At 58.5% G+C, this 19,288-nt stretch carries 10 protein-coding genes, 2 tRNA genes and 3 rRNA genes; 2 read left to right on the top strand and 13 right to left on the bottom strand.

Annotation, left to right across the window (positions count from 1 at the left end; genetic code table 11):
- Positions 1-52: 52 nt before the first annotated feature.
- The 7 genes from rrf to OHL11_RS00035 form a co-directional block, all read right to left on the bottom strand.
- A 5S ribosomal RNA gene (gene rrf, locus OHL11_RS00005) occupies positions 53-169 on the bottom strand.
- Positions 170-336: 167 nt separating this feature from the next.
- Positions 337-3,276: ribosomal RNA gene (locus OHL11_RS00010) — 23S ribosomal RNA — on the bottom strand.
- A 343-nt stretch (positions 3,277-3,619) separates the two neighbouring features.
- Positions 3,620-3,695, bottom strand: a tRNA-Ala gene (locus OHL11_RS00015).
- A 41-nt stretch (positions 3,696-3,736) separates the two neighbouring features.
- Positions 3,737-3,813 (bottom strand) — tRNA-Ile (locus OHL11_RS00020).
- Between the two features lie 286 nt (positions 3,814-4,099).
- Positions 4,100-5,601, bottom strand: a 16S ribosomal RNA gene (locus tag OHL11_RS00025).
- Together the 16S, 23S and 5S rRNA genes with 2 tRNA genes alongside form the textbook arrangement of a ribosomal RNA operon.
- 819 nt (positions 5,602-6,420) lie before the next feature.
- Positions 6,421-6,975: a hypothetical protein gene (locus OHL11_RS00030; RefSeq protein ID WP_263369420.1), complete on the bottom strand. Its 555-nt coding sequence runs from the start codon at positions 6,973-6,975 to the stop codon at positions 6,421-6,423.
- A 222-nt stretch (positions 6,976-7,197) separates the two neighbouring features.
- Positions 7,198-7,830: a MerR family transcriptional regulator gene (locus OHL11_RS00035; protein ID WP_263369421.1), complete on the bottom strand. Its 633-nt coding sequence runs from the start codon at positions 7,828-7,830 to the stop codon at positions 7,198-7,200.
- A gap of 197 nt (positions 7,831-8,027) precedes the next feature.
- Here OHL11_RS00035 and OHL11_RS00040 point away from each other — a divergent pair, with 197 nt between their 5' ends.
- A complete protein-coding gene (locus tag OHL11_RS00040) occupies positions 8,028-9,104 on the top strand; it encodes a site-2 protease family protein (protein WP_263369422.1) in 1,077 nt (358 codons plus the stop codon).
- Here the strand turns inward: OHL11_RS00040 and purN are convergent.
- Positions 9,101-9,823 carry a phosphoribosylglycinamide formyltransferase gene (gene purN / locus OHL11_RS00045; RefSeq protein WP_263369423.1) on the bottom strand — a complete coding sequence of 241 codons (723 nt, stop codon included), beginning with the start codon at positions 9,821-9,823 and terminating at the stop codon, positions 9,101-9,103. The two genes, OHL11_RS00040 and purN, sit on opposite strands and share 4 nt — an antisense overlap.
- A 271-nt stretch (positions 9,824-10,094) precedes the next feature.
- Between purN and hemL the strand changes: the two genes are divergently transcribed.
- The gene (gene hemL / locus OHL11_RS00050) at positions 10,095-11,405 is read left to right on the top strand and encodes a glutamate-1-semialdehyde 2,1-aminomutase (protein WP_263370455.1); all 1,311 of its coding nucleotides are present in this window, start codon (positions 10,095-10,097) and stop codon (positions 11,403-11,405) included.
- 109 nt (positions 11,406-11,514) lie between these two features.
- On the opposite strand, the gene OHL11_RS00055 is transcribed toward hemL, so the two are convergent.
- The 5 genes from OHL11_RS00055 to OHL11_RS00075 form a co-directional block, all read right to left on the bottom strand.
- Positions 11,515-14,820 (bottom strand): TonB-dependent receptor, encoded by a 3,306-nt coding sequence (locus tag OHL11_RS00055; RefSeq protein ID WP_263369424.1) that lies wholly within the window; start codon positions 14,818-14,820, stop codon positions 11,515-11,517.
- A 410-nt stretch (positions 14,821-15,230) separates the two neighbouring features.
- Positions 15,231-15,638 (bottom strand): DUF2237 family protein, encoded by a 408-nt coding sequence (locus tag OHL11_RS00060; RefSeq protein WP_263369425.1) that lies wholly within the window; start codon positions 15,636-15,638, stop codon positions 15,231-15,233.
- A gap of 56 nt (positions 15,639-15,694) precedes the next feature.
- Positions 15,695-17,194, bottom strand: a complete 1,500-nt coding sequence (locus OHL11_RS00065; protein ID WP_263369426.1) for a hybrid sensor histidine kinase/response regulator — start codon at positions 17,192-17,194, stop codon at positions 15,695-15,697.
- A gap of 59 nt (positions 17,195-17,253) precedes the next feature.
- Entirely contained in the window at positions 17,254-17,688 is a 435-nt protein-coding gene (locus OHL11_RS00070) for a response regulator (RefSeq protein WP_263369427.1), read from the bottom strand.
- A gap of 37 nt (positions 17,689-17,725) precedes the next feature.
- Positions 17,726-19,156, bottom strand: coding sequence for a sensor histidine kinase (locus tag OHL11_RS00075; protein WP_263369428.1), 1,431 nt, complete (start codon positions 19,154-19,156; stop codon positions 17,726-17,728).
- Between the last annotated feature and the right edge of the window lie 132 nt (positions 19,157-19,288).

Genomic DNA, 19,288 nt, shown 5'->3' on the forward strand with positions numbered 1-19,288 from the left:
ACCTAAACGCACGAAAGCCCACCTTTTGGGTGGGCTTTGCGTTTGATTTTAATGCCGGCGATCACCTAATCTCCCACACACTTGCGCGTGCAGTACCATCGGCCCAACGAGGCTTAACTTCCGTGTTCGAGATGGGAACGGGTGGGACCCTCGCGGTAAACTCACCGGCAAAGTTTAGAAAGAAGAGCGCATCCCGCGCGGTCTTTCACAACTGAATAGATTGAGCAGACATTTCCCTAATTACATTTGCGTATTAGCTATATCTCTATAACTATCAAGGCTCGCCATTGTTGAATGCTCTAGAGCAGCTTTGTGAAGCTGCGCAGAGTAAATTTTATGGACAAGCCGAACGGGCGATTAGTACTGGTAAGCTGCATACATTGCTGCACTTCCACCTCCAGCCTATCAACCTGGTCGTCTTCCAGGGCCCTTCATTTCCCTTACGGGTTGGGAGATCTCATCTTAGAGCGTGCTTCCCGCTTATATGCATTCAGCGGTTATCACAACCGAACTTCGCTACCCAGCCGTGCCATTGGCATGACAACTGGAACACAAGAGGTTCGTCCATCCCGGTCCTCTCGTACTAAGGACAGCCCTCTTCAAATCTCCTACGCCCACAGCAGATAGAGACCGAACTGTCTCGCGACGTTCTGAACCCAGCTCACGTACCGCTTTAATAGGCGAACAGCCTAACCCTTGGAACCTTCTACAGCTCCAGGATGCGATGAGCCGACATCGAGGTGCCAAACCATTGCGTCGATATGAACTCTTGGCAATGATCAGCCTGTTATCCCCGGCGTACCTTTTATCCGTTGAGCGATGGCCCTTCCATACAGAACCACCGGATCACTAAGGCCTGCTTTCGCATCTGCTCGACTTGTAGGTCTCGCAGTTAACCACACTTATGCCTTTGCACTCGACGGTCGATTTCCAAACGACCTGAGTGTAGCTTCGCGCGCCTCCGTTACAATTTAGGAGGCGACCGCCCCAGTCAAACTACCCGTCTTACAGTGTCCCTCTTCCGGATGACGGAAGTAGGTTAGGATCACAACAATCGCAGGGTGGTATCTCACCGTTGGCTCCTCCGAACCCGAGAGTCCGGGATCAAAGCCTCCCACCTATCCTGCGCAGCAATTGCCGTAACCCACTGTAAAAGTATAGTAAAGGTGCACGGGGTCTTTTCGTCTAGCTGCGGGTAACCGGCATCTTCACCGGTACTACAAGTTCGCCGAGCAACTCGTTAAGACAGTCGAACGATCGTTACTCCATTCGTGCAGGTCGGAACTTACCCGACAAGGAATTTCGCTACCTTAGGACCGTTATAGTTACGGCCGCCGTTCACCGGGGCTTCAATTCGAAGCTTCGCATTGCTGCTAACCTCTCCTTTTAACCTTCCGGCACCGGGCAGGAGTCAGCCCCTATACGTCGTTTTAGACTTTGCAGAGACCTGTGTTTTTGTTAAACAGTCGCCGTTCGCATTTCGCTGCGGCCCACCAGAGGTGGGCGACCCTTCTCCCGAAGTTACGGGTCTAATTTGCCGAGTTCCTTAACAAGCCTTCACTCGAGCGCCTTTGGATATTCTCCTCGTCTACCTGTGTCGGTTTGAGGTACGATTCCCAACGTTTCTCCTTAGAGGTTTTTCTTGGCAGCATGAAATCAGCACCTTTCGTCTTTCGACTCTGCTTTACGCCTCATGGTTAATGCTCCAACGGATTTGCCTATCGGAACCCACTTCACGCGTATCAAACCACATAGCCATATGTGGTCGTGCTTATCCTTCTGCGTCACCCCATCGTAATAACGACTCGTTGGGAGGTCCGGAATATTAACCGGATGTCCATCGCTTACGCCTTTCGGCCTCAGCTTAGGATTACGCCTAACCCTGAGCAGATTAACTTTACTCAGGAAACCTTAGACTTTCGGCGGGGAGGGTTCGCACCTCCCTTATCGCTACTTATGCCGGCAGGGTCTCTTCTCTACCGTCCACGTATCTTCTCAGTTACGCTTCAATCGTTAGAGAATGCTCTCCTACCACGCACACTAATGTGTGCATCCGCTGCTTCGGTATACTGTTTTAGCCCCGTTGTATTGTCGGCACCGGACCTCTTGACCAGTGAGCTATTACGCTTTCTTTAAAGGATGGCTGCTTCTAAGCCAACCTCCTGGCTGTCTGAGAGTTCCGACTTCCTTTCCCACTTAACAGTAATTTGGGGACCTTAGCAGGCGGTCTGGACTGTTTTCCTCTCGACTGTGAAGCTTAGCCCCCACAGTCTGACTGCCGTGTATGTTGTGACTGGCATTCGAAGTTTGGTTAGACTCAGTAAGCCGGAAAGCCCCCTTATCTATCCATGTCTCTACCACCAATCCAATTCGCACGACGCTAGCCCTAAAGCTATTTCGGAGAGAACGAGCTATCACGGAATTTGATTAGCCTTTCACCCCTACCCTCAGCTCATCCGAGCTTTTTTCAACAAACACCGGTTCGGTCCTCCATTAGGTGTTACCCCAACTTCAACCTGGCCAAGGGTAGATCATCCCGCTTCGCGTCTATTCCTGCCAACTGAACGCCCTATTCAGACTCGCTTTCGCTGCGGCTCGCTCACGCTTAACCTTGCTGACAAGAATAACTAGCCGGCTCATTATGCAATAGGCACGCGGTCAGACATTCCTCATAAGAGGCATAGTCCTCCCACTGCTTGTAGGCACACGGTTTCAGGTACTATTTCACTCCCCTCTCGGGGTTCTTTTCGCCTTTCCCTCACGGTACTGGTTCACTATCGGTCAGAATCGAGTATTTAGCCTTACGGGATGGTCCCCGTGGATTCAAGCAGGGTTTCTCGTGCCCCGCCTTACTCAGGTATCGACTTCGAGTCTGGATCAATTTCGCCTACGCGCCTGTCACGCTCTGTGGGACGGCTTTCCAACCGTCTTCAGCTATCGACCAGATTGGTAACTCTACTGTTGTCGACCCTACAACCCCCGAGATACCGAAATATCACGGGTTTGGGCTAATTCCGAGTTCGCTCGCCACTACTATCGGAATCGAGGTTTCTTTCTTCTCCTGGAGGTACTGAGATGGTTCACTTCCCTCCGTTCGCTTGCACTCACCTATGTATTCAGTGAGGCATAACATGGGTTTACCATGCTGGGTTTCCCCATTCGGAAATCTCCGGATCAAAACCTGTGTGCGGTTCCCCGAAGCTTATCGCAGCTTGCCACGTCCTTCATCGCCTGATTCTGCCAAGGCATCCACCGTGCGCCCTTAGTAGCTTGACCATAAAATTTACTCGCACCCAGCTTTCACTGATCTGCGGCAAACTTATGTATATTTTAGTCCGCCTTTGTTAGTCACCCCTTCGGAGGATTAGCCCGAAGGAACTAACGAAAATTATCTAAAGACACTCAACAATTCATGAATCAATCAGCTTGTAGCGCGGAAACTACCCACGCATACTGATTGCTCAGCCTTGTAGTTATATTTACCCAATCTATTCAGTTGTCAAAAATCGTCGGGCTTCGCAATTTGCGTCGCCTACGCGCTCTGAAGCGCGCTTGAGACAAGCTCAAGAGCCAACCGCTGTGCGGCTCGTTCTTGAGTTCGTTGTACCTTAGAGAGGAATGGTGGAGCTGACCGGGATCGAACCGATGACATCCTGCTTGCAAAGCAGGCGCTCTCCCAACTGAGCTACAGCCCCATGCCTTCAACCAGTGTATCACTGATTGATCTCTTGAGAAGTGGTGGGCCTGGATAGATTCGAACTATCGACCTCACCCTTATCAGGGGTGCGCTCTAGCCAACTGAGCTACAGGCCCGGCTCGCTAGACTCGCGTCTTAGCAGCTTGCTCTGCANAGCCAAGGTTCCAAAGAACCTGGCGCTTGAGCTCTCTCGAAGGTTTTCGAGGACACAGTTGAACGTGCAAACCAGCTACGCTGGTCTTGACCATCGTTATTGATAAACAGTGATTAAAAGAGGGTTGAGTTCAGAATCTGACCTTCGATCCGAAGATCTCGATCAGTTGTCTGGTCTCGCACTCAACTCAGCCGAAGCTGCCTGCAATCGCAGGACGTTGAGAAGCTTACCAGAGCGTTCTCTTTTAGAAAGGAGGTGATCCAGCCGCAGGTTCTCCTACGGCTACCTTGTTACGACTTCACCCCAATCATGAATTACACCTTGGGCGGCTACTCCCTTGCGGTTAGCTCACCGACTTCTAGTGCAACCCACTTTCGTGATGTGACGGGCGGTGTGTACAAGGCCCGGGAACGTATTCACCGTGGCATGCTGATCCACGATTACTAGCGATTCCAGCTTCATGGAGTCGAGTTGCAGACTCCAATCCGAACTGAGGCCGGCTTTTTCCGATTAGCTCCCCCTCACGGGTTTGCAGCGGTTTGTACCGGCCATTGTAGCACGTGTGTAGCCCTGGACATAAAGGCCATGAGGACTTGACGTCATCCCCGCCTTCCTCCCCGTTATCCGAGGCGGTTCCGCTAGAGTGCTCAACTAAATGGTAGCAACTAGAGGTAAGGGTTGCGCTCGTTGCGGGACTTAACCCAACATCTCACGACACGAGCTGACGACAGCCATGCAGCACCTATATACAGACCCATTGCTGGGAGAACGTATTTCTACGCGTGTCCTGTACATTTCGAGCCCAGGTAAGGTTCTTCGCGTTGCGTCGAATTAAACCACATGCTCCACCGCTTGTGCGGGCCCCCGTCAATTCCTTTGAGTTTCAGCCTTGCGACCGTACTCCCCAGGCGGATTGCTTATCGCGTTAGCTTCGACACAGCAGGATTGGGTACCCGCTACATCAAGCAATCATCGTTTAGGGCTAGGACTACCAGGGTATCTAATCCTGTTTGCTCCCCTAGCTTTCGCGCCTCAGCGTCAGTAATGGTCCAGTGAGCCGCTTTCGCCTCAGGTGTTCCTTCCGATATCTACGCATTTCACCGCTACACCGGAAATTCCACTCACCTCTCCCATACTCAAGCCCGACAGTTTTCGATGCAGGCTATGGGTTGAGCCCATAGATTTCACATCAAACTTGTCAAACCGCCTACGCGCCCTTTACGCCCAATAATTCCGAACAACGCTTGCCCCCCTCGTATTACCGCGGCTGCTGGCACGAAGTTAGCCGGGGCTTCTTCTCTCGGTACCGTCATTATCGTCCCGATCGAAAGGAGTTTACATACCAAGATATTTCTTCCTCCACGCGGCGTTGCTGCGTCAGGGTTTCCCCCATTGCGCAAAATTCCCCACTGCTGCCTCCCGTAGGAGTCTGGACCGTGTTTCAGTTCCAGTGTGTCCGTGCGCCCTCTCAGGCCGGATACAGATCATCGTCTTGGTGGGCCATTACCCCGCCAACTAACTAATCTGCCGCGAACTCCTCTTCAAGCGCATTGCTGCTTTGACCCGTAGGTATTATGCGGTATTAGCCTCGGTTTCCCGAAGTTATTCCCCACTCGAAGGTAGATGATTCACGTGTTACTCACCCGTGCGCCACTTTACTCACAGACCGAAGTCCGCTTTCTCGTGCGACTTGCATGTGTTAGGCACGCCGCCAGCGTTGATTCTGAGCCAGGATCAAACTCTCGTTTAATCTTGGGTTGCATAGCCACCAGGACGGAGGTCCGATGGTTTCTACTATGCGCCTTACTCGCTCGAAACGAGTAAGGATATAACTAGTGAGATTGACTCAACCAAAGTCACGTCATCTCACGACTGGCACGTTCAACCATGTTGTCAAAGATCCTAAGTACTCTCGCCTAAGCGGGCACTTTTGGATCAAGGACGAAATCCGGGCAAAGCCACAGGATCGTGTCCTCGAACTTGATGCGCTGTTTTGTTGACTGTGGGAGAGACTTTATCGCTACTTGCGGGCTACTTCACCGCTTCGCTTCATCTCGTCGCTTCGTCTTGCGCGAACTTTCTAAGAGTATCGAACTCTCGTTCGCTTGTCAACCGCTTATTTTCTCAACCCCTTCAACCAACCTCCGGGCCAGCTCCTGCTGGTTTCTACCCGGCCATCATGGCCTCCTCAAGGCTGCAAAATCTCGCAGCAACAACAGCACAAAAACCTAAAGATCGCACTGCCGACAAGCGACAGCGGAGCACTCAGCTCCCTTAGCTATAAAACCTGCAGTGACTTGGGTTTGGTAAGGGTGGCTCGAAAGCTCTTATCCCACAAACACTTGGACTGCGCTCCGACTGGCCAATACTACACGGCGCGAAGCTCATCGCCGTCTCATACGCTCGCGCGCTTCAACGACTTTTTGAGAGTATCGCAAGCTGCACAACTTTGCAAGCTCACTACTTTCTCACCGTGTTCACTCGTCGTTGCCGACCTCGTGACCACTTGATCTAAGTTATCAGCGAGATCGGCTTTCGGCAAGTTTTGTCAGATTCCGCCCAAATTCACTCACATTCCCGGCATATTCATGCCTTCGCGGCCTCTGTGTGACGTAGTTATGCTCCGGCGATCCACAGGGCCTGAAGCCATCTGAATGCCATCCATCATGGACGGCATCCTTTGTTTCATCCAGATTCGCGCCTCAGCCCGCGTCACTTCCCTGCCATCCGGCAATCGCATCTTCCCACTGGCGAGCTGCAAAGGCATAGTGCAACCGAACCGCTTCATCTGCGCAGAGAGCGTCGCACTCACCGTCCCCGTATAGCAGTTCATGGACGACTGCTTCGTTTTCACGGGGTTTCCGCTGGCGTCCAGCGGAAGCACGTAGTGGTACGCCCCGCCCGGAAACTCCGGCGTAGCGCTGGTGATGCCATTACATGCGTCCAGAGTCACGTCGACGATGTTGCCGTTCACGTCGCGACCGCCGTAGATCGGGAACCCATCGAGCGCGATGCCAATGATGTGCGACGCACCGTAGTGCTCGTCGACGAACCGCCGCAGCTGGTAAAAGCCAAGGCGATGGCGGAAAGCGCAAGCGTCGTAACTACGCGACGAAGGACGCACAGCAACGATGACGCAGAGTGCATGGAAGCAGACCTCTTAAGAAGCTCAATAGACAGGCCCGATGTGGATGCTGCAACTCCTAAACGCTGAACCCACGCGGTTGATTACAGCCATACAGTCGTTGCAAGTGATTTCTGCAGAGGAGCTTAGTGCAGTGGACCCGCAAAGAACAATCGGCCCGAAGAGAAATCTTCGAGCCGACGGAGAATAGGTTCGCTTGCGTTAGCTGGCGACAGGATCGTCGTCGTTGCCAAAGCCGCCGAAGAGATCAGCCTGCGCCAGCAAACGCGGCTTCAGTACCGGCTCGAGCTTCGGCGCAACGGGTTTCTCCAGTACCAGTCGCGGGCGCATCGCCTGCACCTTGCTTTCGCTCGCCGCGGGTCCCACAGGCTTCGAGAGCATCTTCACCAGTTCGCGCATCTCGTCACGCAGCGCCGTCAAAGCACGCAGGCGATCGAGGTCTGTGATCGGTGTCTTCGGAGCAGCGGGAACAACAGGTGCTGTAACGGCAACAGGTTCTGCACTGGCGATCGGCGAAGGCGCAGGAGCCATCGCGGTTTCGGCAACGCGGGCATCGTTCTTGAATGCCTGGCGCGCGCCAGCGATCGTGTAGCCCTGGTCGTAGAGCAGGCCCTTGATGCGCAGCGCCATCTCTACATCCTTGCGGCGATACAGACGCTGGCCGGTGCCGCCCTTGTTGGGCTTCAGTTGCGGGAACTCAGTCTCCCAGAAGCGCAACACATACGCCGGAACCTGGCAGAGCTTCGCCACATCGCCGATGCGGAAGTACAGCTTGTCCGGGATCTCGGGAGTAGCGGGCGTGACCTGCTTGCGGATTGGATGATGCGTGGCCATAGAGCGACTTGAGGCCAGTATAGGCGGGCTACTTGCCGTAGCAACAGTATTTTCCAGGGTTCCCCGGCCAAATAGCTGCCTCCCGGGTGAACCAAGGGAGTAAACATCCCGGTGAAGCGTTACTTGAGGTTTCGCCCCCGAGCGCGCACAGACCATGCGCGGCAACACTGCCTCTTCGCCCTACAATGGAGCAGACCATGGCAGACGAAGTACTCAACGCAGAGGCAGCAGAAAACGGCATTACAGACCCGGCGGCGATCCATAATTGCCCTTCCTGTGAAGTATGGCTCGGCGACGGCGAAACGCTCGCTTGTCCCGAGTGCCAGACGCTCGTCTACGGCCAGCACGTGGCAACGCTTGCACAGGCCGCACACACCGAGCAGCAGCAAGGCCACTTCGCCGCCGCGCGCGAGCTCTGGCTGCGCGCTCTGCAGTGGCTTCCGCCGGAAACGCAGCAGGCTGCAACCCTGCGCACTCACGTCGAACAGCTCACCCAGCGGATGGAACTTGAGCAGCAGCGCGAGGCGAAGTGGAAGAAGCGCCTCGGTCCCTTGGCGCCGGTCGCTCTCTTTCTGTTCAAGGCCAAGTCCGCGATCTTCATCCTCTTCAAGGCGAAGTTCCTGCTCGGCTTCCTTAGCTTCTTCGGCTTCTACTGGCTGCTCTTCGGATGGAAGTTCGCGCTCGGCTTTGCGATCTCGCTGCTCATCCACGAGATGGGCCACTTCATCACGCTCAAGCGCCGCGGCTACCAGCCTGAACTGCCGATCCTCATCCCGTTTGTGGGCGGATATGTTCGCTGGTTTTCGAACGGTGTGTCGCGCGAAGAACTTGCTGCCGTCTCACTCGCGGGCCCGCTCTACGGCCTCTTTGCGGCGATCGCCTGCCTGCTGCTCTGGAAGCTCTTCGGTTTACCGGTATTCCTTGTACTCGCCAACGTCGGCGCGTGGATCAACCTGTTCAACTTGCTGCCCATCGGCGGTTTGGACGGCTCCAAGGCCGTCTATGCACTCGGCTACCTCCAGCGACTGCTGCTGGCATCGATCTGCTTCCTCTTCTTCGGGCTGACGGTGTATGCGTCCGGCGGACATTTCTTCTCGCCAACGACACAATGGATGTTCGCCATCGTAGGCGCGGGCCTGCTCTGGCGCTGCTACACGCACGATGCGCCGGAAGAACCACACACGGGCACGATGATCTATTTCGCGGGCCTGCTGCTTGCGCTCGGTATCATGCTGCTCGTGACGCTCGCGCCGGTCAACCTGCTGACGAGCTAAGCCTGCATCGGCGCAGACTCCTGTTCGAACCCGGGCACAGCGCCTTCATGCGCTTCATGCTCCTGCAAGGCGCGGCGACGGAACTTGCGTCCGACGATCTCATACTCGCCGGAGAGCATGTTGCCGATCGCGTTGATGTAGGCTTCGTGCTCCTCCACCAAAAGGCGCTCCGTAACGCTCTGCACCGTGTCGTCGTCTTCGATCGGCACGGCGCGCTGCGCGAGAATGACGCCACCGTCCAGCGCATCTGTCATCAGGCTGACGGTGCAGCCTGTCACCTGTGCACCGTACTCCAGCGCCTGCGCCACCGGCTGCGAACGTGGAAACGCCGGTAGCAGCGAGGAGTGGATGCTTAGGACGCGATCCGGCCACTTGCGAAGGAAGGCCCCGCTCAGCGTGCGCAGATATCCTGCCAGGCAGATCAGGTCCACGCGCATTCTGCGCAGCAATGCGTCAATCGCTTCTTCGTGATCGCGCTGCTCACGCCCGCGCCCTTCCATGGTGACGGTCTGCAACCCTGCCGCGCGGGTCGCCTCGGCGCCATGAGCGCCAGGAATGTTGCAGAGAATGATGGCAACTTCACAGTGCGGAAGGCGCCCCTGGCGCACCGCCTCTGCGACAGCGAGCACATGCGAGGCTCCAGAAGAAATGAGAAACGCCAGACGGACAGGACGGTCCGCACTGCCTTCTGCATCGTGTTCGTTCATCAACGAGTTCACAGGCCTCCTCTTGCTTGCAAGACCGCGGAGAAGAAATGCAATGACAGAGCCCGCTACTCCCAGGCCGCTTCATTGGCGGCCGGTGGAGTCCGCTTCGCACCTCCGAAAACAGCCGGGAGGCGCGAAGCGTGATAGAAGCCGAGAGTAGCAGAATGCACCGCGTTTGCAACAACTTTGCGGAAAGATGATTCAAATTTCGACTCAATTTTCTATCGCATCACGCCGCAGCGAATTGCCGCTCCACGCCGTGCCCGACTTCTATACTGACCGTATGCCGTTTTCGCTTACCCGGTCTGAAGCCCTGCAACGCCGCGCCGAGTCCCTGCTCGCTGGTGGCGTCGACTCCCCCGTCCGCGCCTTCCGCGCCGTCGGTGGACATCCGCCCTTCGTCATCTCTGCCGAAGGTGCTTACCTGACCGACGCCGATGGCAACCGGTACATCGACCTCTTCGGTTCCTGGGGACCGATGCTCTTCGGCCACGCCTTCGCGCCGGCGGTCGAAGCGATCCAGCAGGCGGCCACGCGCTCGGCCTCCTTCGGAGCGTCGACACCCGCCGAAGCCGAACTCGCAGAACTCGTGCAGCGCTGCGTTCCTTCGATGGAGAAGATGCGCTTCGTCTCCTCCGGCACCGAAGCCTGCATGTCGGCGATCCGCCTCGCGCGCGGCTTTACTGAGCGCCCGTTTGTGATCAAGTTTGAAGGCTGCTATCACGGCCATGCCGACGCACTGCTCGTGAAGGCCGGCTCGGGTGTCGCTACGTTTGGCATTCCCGGTTCCGCTGGCGTGCCGAACGAGACCGCGATGCACACGCTTGCGCTGCCCTACAACGACCTCGCCGCCGTAGAGGCCGCATTTGCGGCGCACCCCGGCCAGATCGCCTGCATCATCCTCGAACCGGTCGTCGGCAACGCGGGCACCATCGCTCCGGCGGAGGGCTTCCTGCGCGGTCTGCGCGAGATCACGCGCCGCGAAGGCGCGCTGCTGATCTTCGACGAAGTGATGACCGGCTTCCGCCTCGCCGCCGGCGGCGCGCAGGAGCACTTCGGCTTCACCACGCCGGAGCTCAAGCCCGACCTGACGACGCTCGGCAAGATCGTTGGTGGCGGGCTGCCCGTCGGCGTCTTTGGCGGCCGCGCGGAGATCATGGACAAGCTCGCGCCGCTCGGCCCGGTCTACCAGGCCGGTACGCTGAGCGGAAACCCGCTCGCGATGGCTGCAGGTATCGCCACGCTGGGCTATCTGCTGTTGAACAAAGCGACGATTTACCCGCAGCTCGAGCGCACAACAGCGGCGATCACCGACGGCCTTGCGCGGATTGCTGAAGAGGCGGCCGTCCCGCTTACGATCAATCGCGTGGGCTCGATGTTTACCTGCTTTTTCACCAGCGAATCGGTGACGGACTTCGACGGTGCAGCGACCTCCGACACCGCGCGGTTCGGGCATTTTCACCGCGCTATGCTGGAGCGCGGCGTGTGGCTGCCGCCAAGTCAGTATGAGGCGGCCTTCGTCTCAACGGCCATCGGCGAAGCCGAAATTGCCGCGATTCTCGCTGCAGCGCATGAGGCTTTTTCGGCCCTGTAAAGAGGCCCTTTTGAGCAGTTTTGAGGTGTTTTAGAGCGGTTTTGTGCAGTTTTGGAAGAAAAGCAAAAAGCCCGGACAATGTCCGGGCTTTTTTGCGGTTGTGGTTCGGTTAGAAGGTGACGCGAGCGCCGAGCTGTACCTGGCGAACCTGGTAAGCGTAGTTGCTGTTCACACCCGAGGTGGAAGGCGTTCCGAAGTTCGTGTTCGGAGCCAACGTGTTCGTACCGCTGTTGAACGTGAACGCGGTCGTGTTGATACCGGTGACGTTCTGGTGGTTGGCCAGGTTGAAGCCTTCCGCCAGCAGCTGCAGGCTCATGCCTTCACGAAGACGGAAGTCCTTCTGCACACGCGCGTCGACAACGATGGCGCGCGGAGCATACAGGGTGTTGCGTCCGAAGTAGGGGATGTACGAGGTAACGCCCGTACCACCAACGCCCGAGCTATAGGGAGCAAGGCAGGTCGTTGCCGCGCACTGGTTCTGCGGGGTGCCCGACACGCCGTAGGAGTACGGCAGACCGCTCTGCATCTGGACCAGCGGCTTCACCGACCAGCCGTTCGTCAGGTAGCTCAGGTAGTTCTGATGGCTGATGCCGGGCAGGTTGATGTTCGCCCAGCCCACCACACGGTGACGGATGTTCAGGCTCGAGTTGCCGTAGTTCGAACGGCCGTTCGCGTACGGATCGATCCAGTTGTTCGTACCAGCACCCGTGAACTGGGCCACGTTGTAGTCGAGAGCATGCGCCCAGGTGTAGTTCGCGTCGAAGGTGATGAACTTCCAGGAGCGGTTGGTGATGTCGACCGACATGCCGTGGTAAGCCGAGTTCGCATTCGAAATCACGTCGGTGATCGCGTTGAACGAGGGGTTCACGGTGTTGTAGACGTTACCGACCGAACGGTTCGAATACACACGGTTGGTGAAGGTGGTGCCGCTCGCCACGCCGTTGCAGGTCGTGACGCCGGTTCCGCAATTCACGGTGTAGGTGGTGTTGTAGTAGTTCGACGGATTGAGGTTGAGGTTCAGGTAGTTCGGCAGTTCACGACCGAGCGCACCGATGTAGGAGATCGAGAGCACGTTGTGCTTGCCGAGGTCCTGCTGGAGCTGAAGGTCAAACTGCTCGGTGTAGGGGTTCTGCATGTGCGAATCGAGGTACTGGATCGACGGAGCCGAGGCCGAAGCCGCCGGAGCCGCAGTGAGCACCTGCGGGAAGCGCAGGTTCGCTGTACCGCTCGAGTTCGTCACAGCCGACGAGTTGTAGGTGGTGTAGGCCGACTGACCCGCCGTCGAACCGGTCGTGATGTACGCATTCATGATGACAGCGTTCGGGATACGGCCGTAGTACATGCCGAAGCCACCGCGCACGACGGTCTTGCCCTGCGAGAACGGATCCCAGGCGAAGCCGAGGCGCGCCGAAACGTTGTTCTTGTCCGAGGGGAAGCTGGCTGTCTGCGAAGCGGTCTGCAGCGCCTTATACGGCGACGGCAGCATTTCGTAGTCGTAACGGACACCCAGGTTGAGGGTGAGGTTCGAGCTGACCTTCCAGTCGTCCTGTACGAAGTACGCGGTATCCAGCGTCGCCAGATCGAAGGTGGTCGGTCCAAACTCCTGCGACTGGTTGCTGTAGCAACCAAACGTTCCGGTTGCGCTGATGGTCGGGGTAGCACCGGTGCTCGACAAGCAGGCGCCGGTCGGCTTCACGATGTCGGCGATGTAGTTGAACACCGAACCGTAGGTGTAGGAGCCATTGCCCTGATAGAGGGTGTTCTGCAGATCGTAGTTGTGTACGAAGTCCACACCGAAGCGGATGGTGTGACGACCCAGCGTGTACGAAGCCGTATCGCCGATCTGCCACTTGCGCTCATCCGGGTATGCCGTGCGGTAGCTGTAGTACGGCGAACCAGCATAGAAGCCATAGCTACCGGCGTAAATGTTCGCGTAGGTGGCCACACCGTTGGCAGCCATCAGGTGGTTGGCGCTGTAGGTGGTGTAGGGCTGCTGACCTTCGTCGTTCAGTTCGCGAGCGTACTGATAACGGAGTTCGTTGGTCATGCGGCTGGAGATCTGCGAATCGAGGATCGCAACGCCGTAGTCGAGCTTTACGAAGTCCGTACCGAAGGCGTCACGCGCGTAAGCGAGAGCAGCCTGCGTCTGTACGCCGCCGGGCGAATCCCAGCGCAGACGGTGGTAGAGGACGTTCAGCACGTTCTTGTTGTTGATCTGCCAGGTGAGCTTCGGCGTGTTGATGAGCTGGTTGCCGAAGCGCGGCACGATGCCGAGGTCGGTCGAGAGGTCCGTGAGGGCCGTAGCGCAGGCAGCCTGTGCAGCTGTCGTCGTGGTACCCAGCGCAGCAGCGAGGTTCGTGATGAAGGTCGCGTTCGCTGTAGCGTACGTCGGGGTGCAGGTGTTGTAGAACTGGCTCGGGTTGGCAGGAACAGCCACGCCGGGGAAGTTACGACGGAAGGCGTCGAAAGCGTAGAACCAGAAAAGCTTGTCCTTGATCAGCGGTCCGCCGACACCGAAGCCGTACTGGTTACGCTTGTCCTTCGGACGGAAGGGGTTCGAAACGTAAGCGCCGGTAGAGTTCTGCGTCGTGAGCTTGACGTTGGGGTTCAGCGAGCTGAACTCATCGCCACGGTGCTCGAAGTACACTTCGCCGTGAAGCTGGTTGCCACCGGACTTGGTGACCGAGTTCACGACGCCGCCGACGGCGCGACCGAGTTCTGCCGAATAAACGCCGGTGTTCACCTGGAACTCACGCACTGCCACCTGTGCGGTGGAGTAGCCGGCGCGGGTACGACCACGCTCTTCCGAGAAGAACGCCTGGTTGTCGTCCGTACCGTCGATCTGCACGTTGTTCAACACGGCCGGGATCGCGCGGAAGCTCAACAGACCGAAGCCTGAAGCGTCATTGGTAACGCCCGGCGTGGTGAGAGCCAGCGAGGACCAGCGGCGGTTGTTGATGGGAATCGCCTCAATTTCCTTCGTCTCGAGGTGGCCGCCGAAGGCCGGGGAGTCAAAGTTGATCGTGGGAATCTCTGCGGAAACTTCTACGGTTTCTGCACTACCACCGGTGGTGAGGTGCGGTTGCACTTCAGTGATCTGGTTCACGAGGACGACGACGTCAGTACGCTTCTGCGTGGTGAAGCCGTTGGCCGAGATGGTGACGGTGTAGCTGCCCGGGGGCAGCAGCGGCGCGCTGTATGCGCCAGAACCGCTGGTGGTCAGCTTGCTTTCCGCACCCGTGGCATTGTTGTGAATCAAAACGGTTGCGCCGGGAACGGCGGCATCGGTTGCGTCAAACACGGTGCCCGAGATGCCACCCTGCGTCATTGACTGGCTGAACGCGGGCAGGCTCAACGAGGCGGCTACAGCCGTACAGGCCGCCAGGTAACGGAAATTACGGAACATTGCTTTCATGCGAGAGCGGTCTCCAAAAAGGTGATGCAAACTAACTTGCGAACAGCTCGTAGGCTGTTCGGTTTCTTGTGAACTTAGTATCAAGGGTACAGTTCTTTGGTTACAGAAGTGTAACGAAGAGTCCCCCGGGAACCAATACATTTACGAGCCACGCGCGAAACACAGCGTCAGGAAGCCAACAAGAAATGTATCCGATGGAAAGACTCCATCACTGCAGGTGAGCATGCGCCGGGACGCGCTCGAGCGCCACGGAAGATGCATCACGTTCAGGTTTCGGTCCCGGTCGCTGCATGGATGCTGCGCAGCGCTCCGTGCCAGAGTTACAGACTGTTTGCTCAGGTGTGTCTCTTTGAGACTCGCGCGGGGGTGCGCGATTGTCAAGGAATTAGTGCGTCGGCAGGCGATGCCCTCTAGTGCAATGTCTTTGGAATCACCGCGTATTGCAGCAGCACTTCGAACGGCACGACCTCGAGTGTGGCTTCGTGCGTGGCCTCGAGCACGATGGGGCAGGCGGCGCCGGCCTGCTGCACCTGGTACCAGCGCGCGGCGCAGATGCACCAGCGGTCGCCGGGCTTCAGGCCTGCGAAGCCGTACTGCGGCATCGGGGTGGAGAGGTCGTTGCCGAGACGCGCCGATGCGGTGAGGAACTCCTCGGTGACCACGGCGCAGACCGTGTGCACGCCGAGATCCTGCGGGCTGGTGTTGCAGCAGCCGTCACGGAAGAAACCTGTCAGCGGATCGTAGCCGCAGGGTTCAAGCGGCTGTCCCAACACGTTGCGAGAGGGCGCCTGGTCCGGCATGGGAGAAAAGGAGGACATGCGGCGATTGTAGACGACGAGGCTGCGCCCGGAGCGGGAAGGCTATGCCGACGCCGCTATTGCACGATGGCTGTCGGCACGTTGTCGCGGCTCTCGATGGGCAGGCGGATGCGGATCGTCGTACCGTGCTTGGGACCGTGGGTGCAGGAGCGCAGTTGCAGCACGCCGCCCTGCTCCTCCACGATGCCGCGCGTGACCCACAGGCCGAGGCCAGTGCCCTTCTCGCCCTTGGTGGTGAAGAAGGGCTCGAAGACGGCACGCATGTGCTCGCGCTCGATGCCGTGGCCGTTGTCGGCTACGGTGACGGTGACGTGGTCGCCGGAGACGCGGCCGCGAATGTAGATGCGTCCGCCGGATTGCTCCATGGCTTCAAGCGCGTTGCCCACGACGTTCGCGAAGACCTGGCGCAGCGAAGGGTCGTAGCGCACGATGCGGATGGAGTCGTTGTAGCGCGGGAGCAGCTCCACGCCGTGCTGTTGTGCGCGGCTGGCGAAGAGCTGCAGCACCTCGTCGAGGATCGCGTGGAGGTCGAGCGTTCGGCCTGGCACCTTGCGGTAGAAGCTCAGCGTTGAACGCGTGATGTGACCGACGCGCTCGAGCTCGCGCGCGGCGACATCGAGCAGCTCGATCGCTTGCGAGGAGAGAGTCTGCGTCTGCAGCAGGTAGACGATGTTCGTCAGCGCTTCGAGCGGGTTGTTGATCTCGTGCGCGAGCGTGTTGGCCATGCGGCCGGCGGCGGCGAGGCGCTCGGAGTTGATCAGGCGCGTCATCAGCTCGGAGGTTTCACGCTCCGCTGCCTTGCGCGCCGAGATGTCTTCGATGACCCAGAGCAGCGTGGATTCGCCGCGGTCGTCATACGTCAGCGCAGAGACCGTGAGCTGTGCCGGGAATGTCGCGCCGTCGGTGCGCAGCAGCGTCACTTCGATGCGGAAGCCGGAACGCTTGCCTTCGAGCATTTCATTCAGCAGCGCGCGTTTGGTGACGCGGTCGCTGGGCAGGATGAAGTCGCCGAGAATGAGTCCGCGGAAGCCGCTCGGGTCCACCATGAGCAGGTCCGCGAGACGCCGATTCGCCAGCAGGAAGTTGCCGTCGGTCGTCGTGTGGGCCATGCCCACGGCGGCCTGGTTGAAGGTGGCTGAAAAGCGCTGCTGAGCGAGCTTTAGCTCCAACTCGGTGGCGAGACGCTCTTTGCGGCGGGCCGAGTCGGCGAGCTCGCGCTCGATGGCGGGCATCAGGCGCTCGAGATGGCCTTTGAGTACGTAGTCGTGCGCGCCGGCACGCATCGCGTTCACGGCGGAAACTTCGTCGACCGTGCCGCTGACAATGATGAACGGAATGTCCAGGCCGGTCTGCTGCAGCAGGGCCAGCGCATCGCGCGCGCCGAAGCTCGGCAGCGTGTAGTCGGCGATGATCAGGTCCCACGGCTCTGCTTCATCGAGCGCGGCCTTCAAGTCGATGGCCGTCTCGATGCGACGCCAGTCGAGCTTGTAGCCGCCGCGCGTCAGATGACGGGCGAGCAACAGCGCATCCTCTTCGTAGTCCTCAATGATGAGCACACGCAAAGGACGCGCTTTTGCTGCGGATGCCTCGTTGGAGGCAGATCCTGCGACCGGATTTAGGGCGTCGGCGGGCATTGATTCAGGAGCAGCCAATACATGCCGAGCTGCTTGGTGGCCTCAGCAAAGTCAGTGAAGTTGACGGGCTTACGGATGTAGCTGTTTACGCCCAGGCGATAGCTGGCCACGATATCGCGCTCTTCGTCCGACGAAGTAAGCACGACGACGGGCAGCAATGCGGTCTTGTCGGCTGCGCGGATCGCGCGCAGCACGTCGAGGCCTTCCACCTTGGGGAGCTTCAAGTCCAGCAGCACGAGCTGCGGCATCGCGTTGACGCCGGAGGCAATGCCGTTCATGTACTCGATGGCTTCGGCGCCGTCGCGCGCTACCTTGATCTCATTCGCCACGTTTGCCTTGCGCAGGGCGCGAATGGCAAGGGCTTCGTGATCTGGATCGTCTTCCACCAGAAGGATCATGTTCTCTGCTGTCGGCATGATGAAGTCGTCCTGTTTCTAAAGAGGGTTCGCGGCCTTATGCGCCGAGGGAAAAATAAAACGTTGCGCCCAGGCCCACCTGGCTCTCGGCGGAGATGTTTCCATGATGCCGCCGGATGATGCGCGACACCGTGGCCAAACCAATTCCTGAGCCCTTGAAGTCGCGATCGCCGTGCAACCGCTGGAAGGCGGTGAAGAGGCGATCGACGTAATACATGTCAAAGCCCGCACCGTTGTCCCTGATGAAGTATACGGTTTGCTCATCGCGGAGACTACTGCCGAACTCGATGCGCGGGCTGGGCGTACGCGAGGTGAACTTCCATGCGTTGCCGATCAGATTTTCAAGCGCGATGCGGATCAAGCGCGGGTCAGCCAACACCTGCACACCGGGCTGCGCCACCCACTGCACTTCGCGGTCCGGCTCGGCCGCCTGCAGCTCGTTGAAGACATTGGTCGCGAGCTGCGAGAGGTCCACGCGTTCGCGTTGCACCTCCGACCGCGTGACGCGCGAGAGCTGCAGCAGAGCGTCGATCAGCGAGCCCATGCGCTGCACGCCGTTGCGCACACGGTTGATGTAGTCCTGACCTTCTTCGTTCAGAATCTCCGAGAAGTCTTCCTTCAGCGCGAGCGAGAAGCCGTCGATGGTGCGCAGCGGCGCGCGCAGATCGTGCGATACGGAGTAAGAGAACGCCTCAAGCTCCTGATTCGAAACCTGCAACTCGCGGGTGCGCTCCTGCACGCGCTCTTCGAGCGTGGCGTTGGTCGCCTGCAGGTCCGCATTGAGCTTCGCGATCACCTCGGCGCGGTCTGCCAGTGCCAGACGCGAGCGCTGTGCGCGCACCATCAGCTCGAACGCGAGCAGCAGCAGGACGATGTCGAGCACGGTGGCGCTGATGACAGAGAAGATCACGTTGCGCCGCGCGCTGCTGGCATCGCGGGTGCGCTGGTCGAGTAGACGACGCTCTTCATTCTCAATCTGCTGCAAAGCGTAGCGCACGGAGATGCCGCCGTCGGGACTCTCGTTGAGTGCGGGGGCGACCAGCGACTGGTCCAGCGTGGAGCCGTTCACGCGGCGATGCAGGTTGATCACCGACTCCATCGCCTCCATGCGCACGGCCACGCGCGAGCGCAGGGTGCGAATGCGCGCCTGCTGCGTTTTGCTGTCGCTGGTGTCGGCCTGCAGACGGTCGAGGTCTTCCTCGAGTCCCTTCTGCGCCTTGGCGAAACGCTCGCTGTACTGGGGGTCGCCGGTGAGCATGTACGCGCGGACGTTGTTGTTTGCCGACGAGACCTCAAAGAGTGTGGCCTGCGTCTGCGTCAACACCTCGAGCGTGTGCGCCAGCCAGTGCTCTGCCTGAAAGAGCGTCGCCACAGCGCGACCGGCGATCCAAGTATTGAGCAGCACAACAAAGAGACACGCCACAGTGGCGATGCGATAGGTGGCAATTTTCCGGCGTGCTTGTTGCATAGTCTTGTCTTCTGAGTGGGTTTAGAGCGATTGCCGTGGCCTGAGGTTGCCTGCAGCAGATGAATTTCCGCCGCGCCTTCGAATTCCACGGGTCATGAAAAGGCCCACGCTGATCGCGTGGGCCTTTTTGTG

The organism is Granulicella cerasi (assembly GCF_025685575.1).
Taxonomy (GTDB): Bacteria; Acidobacteriota; Terriglobia; order Terriglobales; family Acidobacteriaceae; genus Granulicella; species Granulicella cerasi.

What these genes read in the sequence shown, in the direction of transcription:
- OHL11_RS00035 (WP_263369421.1), bottom strand. Translation starts at nt 7,830, where the DNA reads ATGGCCACGCATCATCCAATCCGCAAGCAGGTCACGCCCGCTACTCCC.
- OHL11_RS00040 (WP_263369422.1), top strand. Translation starts at nt 8,028, where the DNA reads ATGGCAGACGAAGTACTCAACGCAGAGGCAGCAGAAAACGGCATTACA.
- hemL (WP_263370455.1), top strand. Translation starts at nt 10,095, where the DNA reads ATGCCGTTTTCGCTTACCCGGTCTGAAGCCCTGCAACGCCGCGCCGAG.
- OHL11_RS00055 (WP_263369424.1), bottom strand. Translation starts at nt 14,820, where the DNA reads ATGAAAGCAATGTTCCGTAATTTCCGTTACCTGGCGGCCTGTACGGCT.
- OHL11_RS00060 (WP_263369425.1), bottom strand. Translation starts at nt 15,638, where the DNA reads ATGTCCTCCTTTTCTCCCATGCCGGACCAGGCGCCCTCTCGCAACGTG.
- OHL11_RS00070 (WP_263369427.1), bottom strand. Translation starts at nt 17,688, where the DNA reads ATGCCGACAGCAGAGAACATGATCCTTCTGGTGGAAGACGATCCAGAT.
- OHL11_RS00075 (WP_263369428.1), bottom strand. Translation starts at nt 19,156, where the DNA reads ATGCAACAAGCACGCCGGAAAATTGCCACCTATCGCATCGCCACTGTG.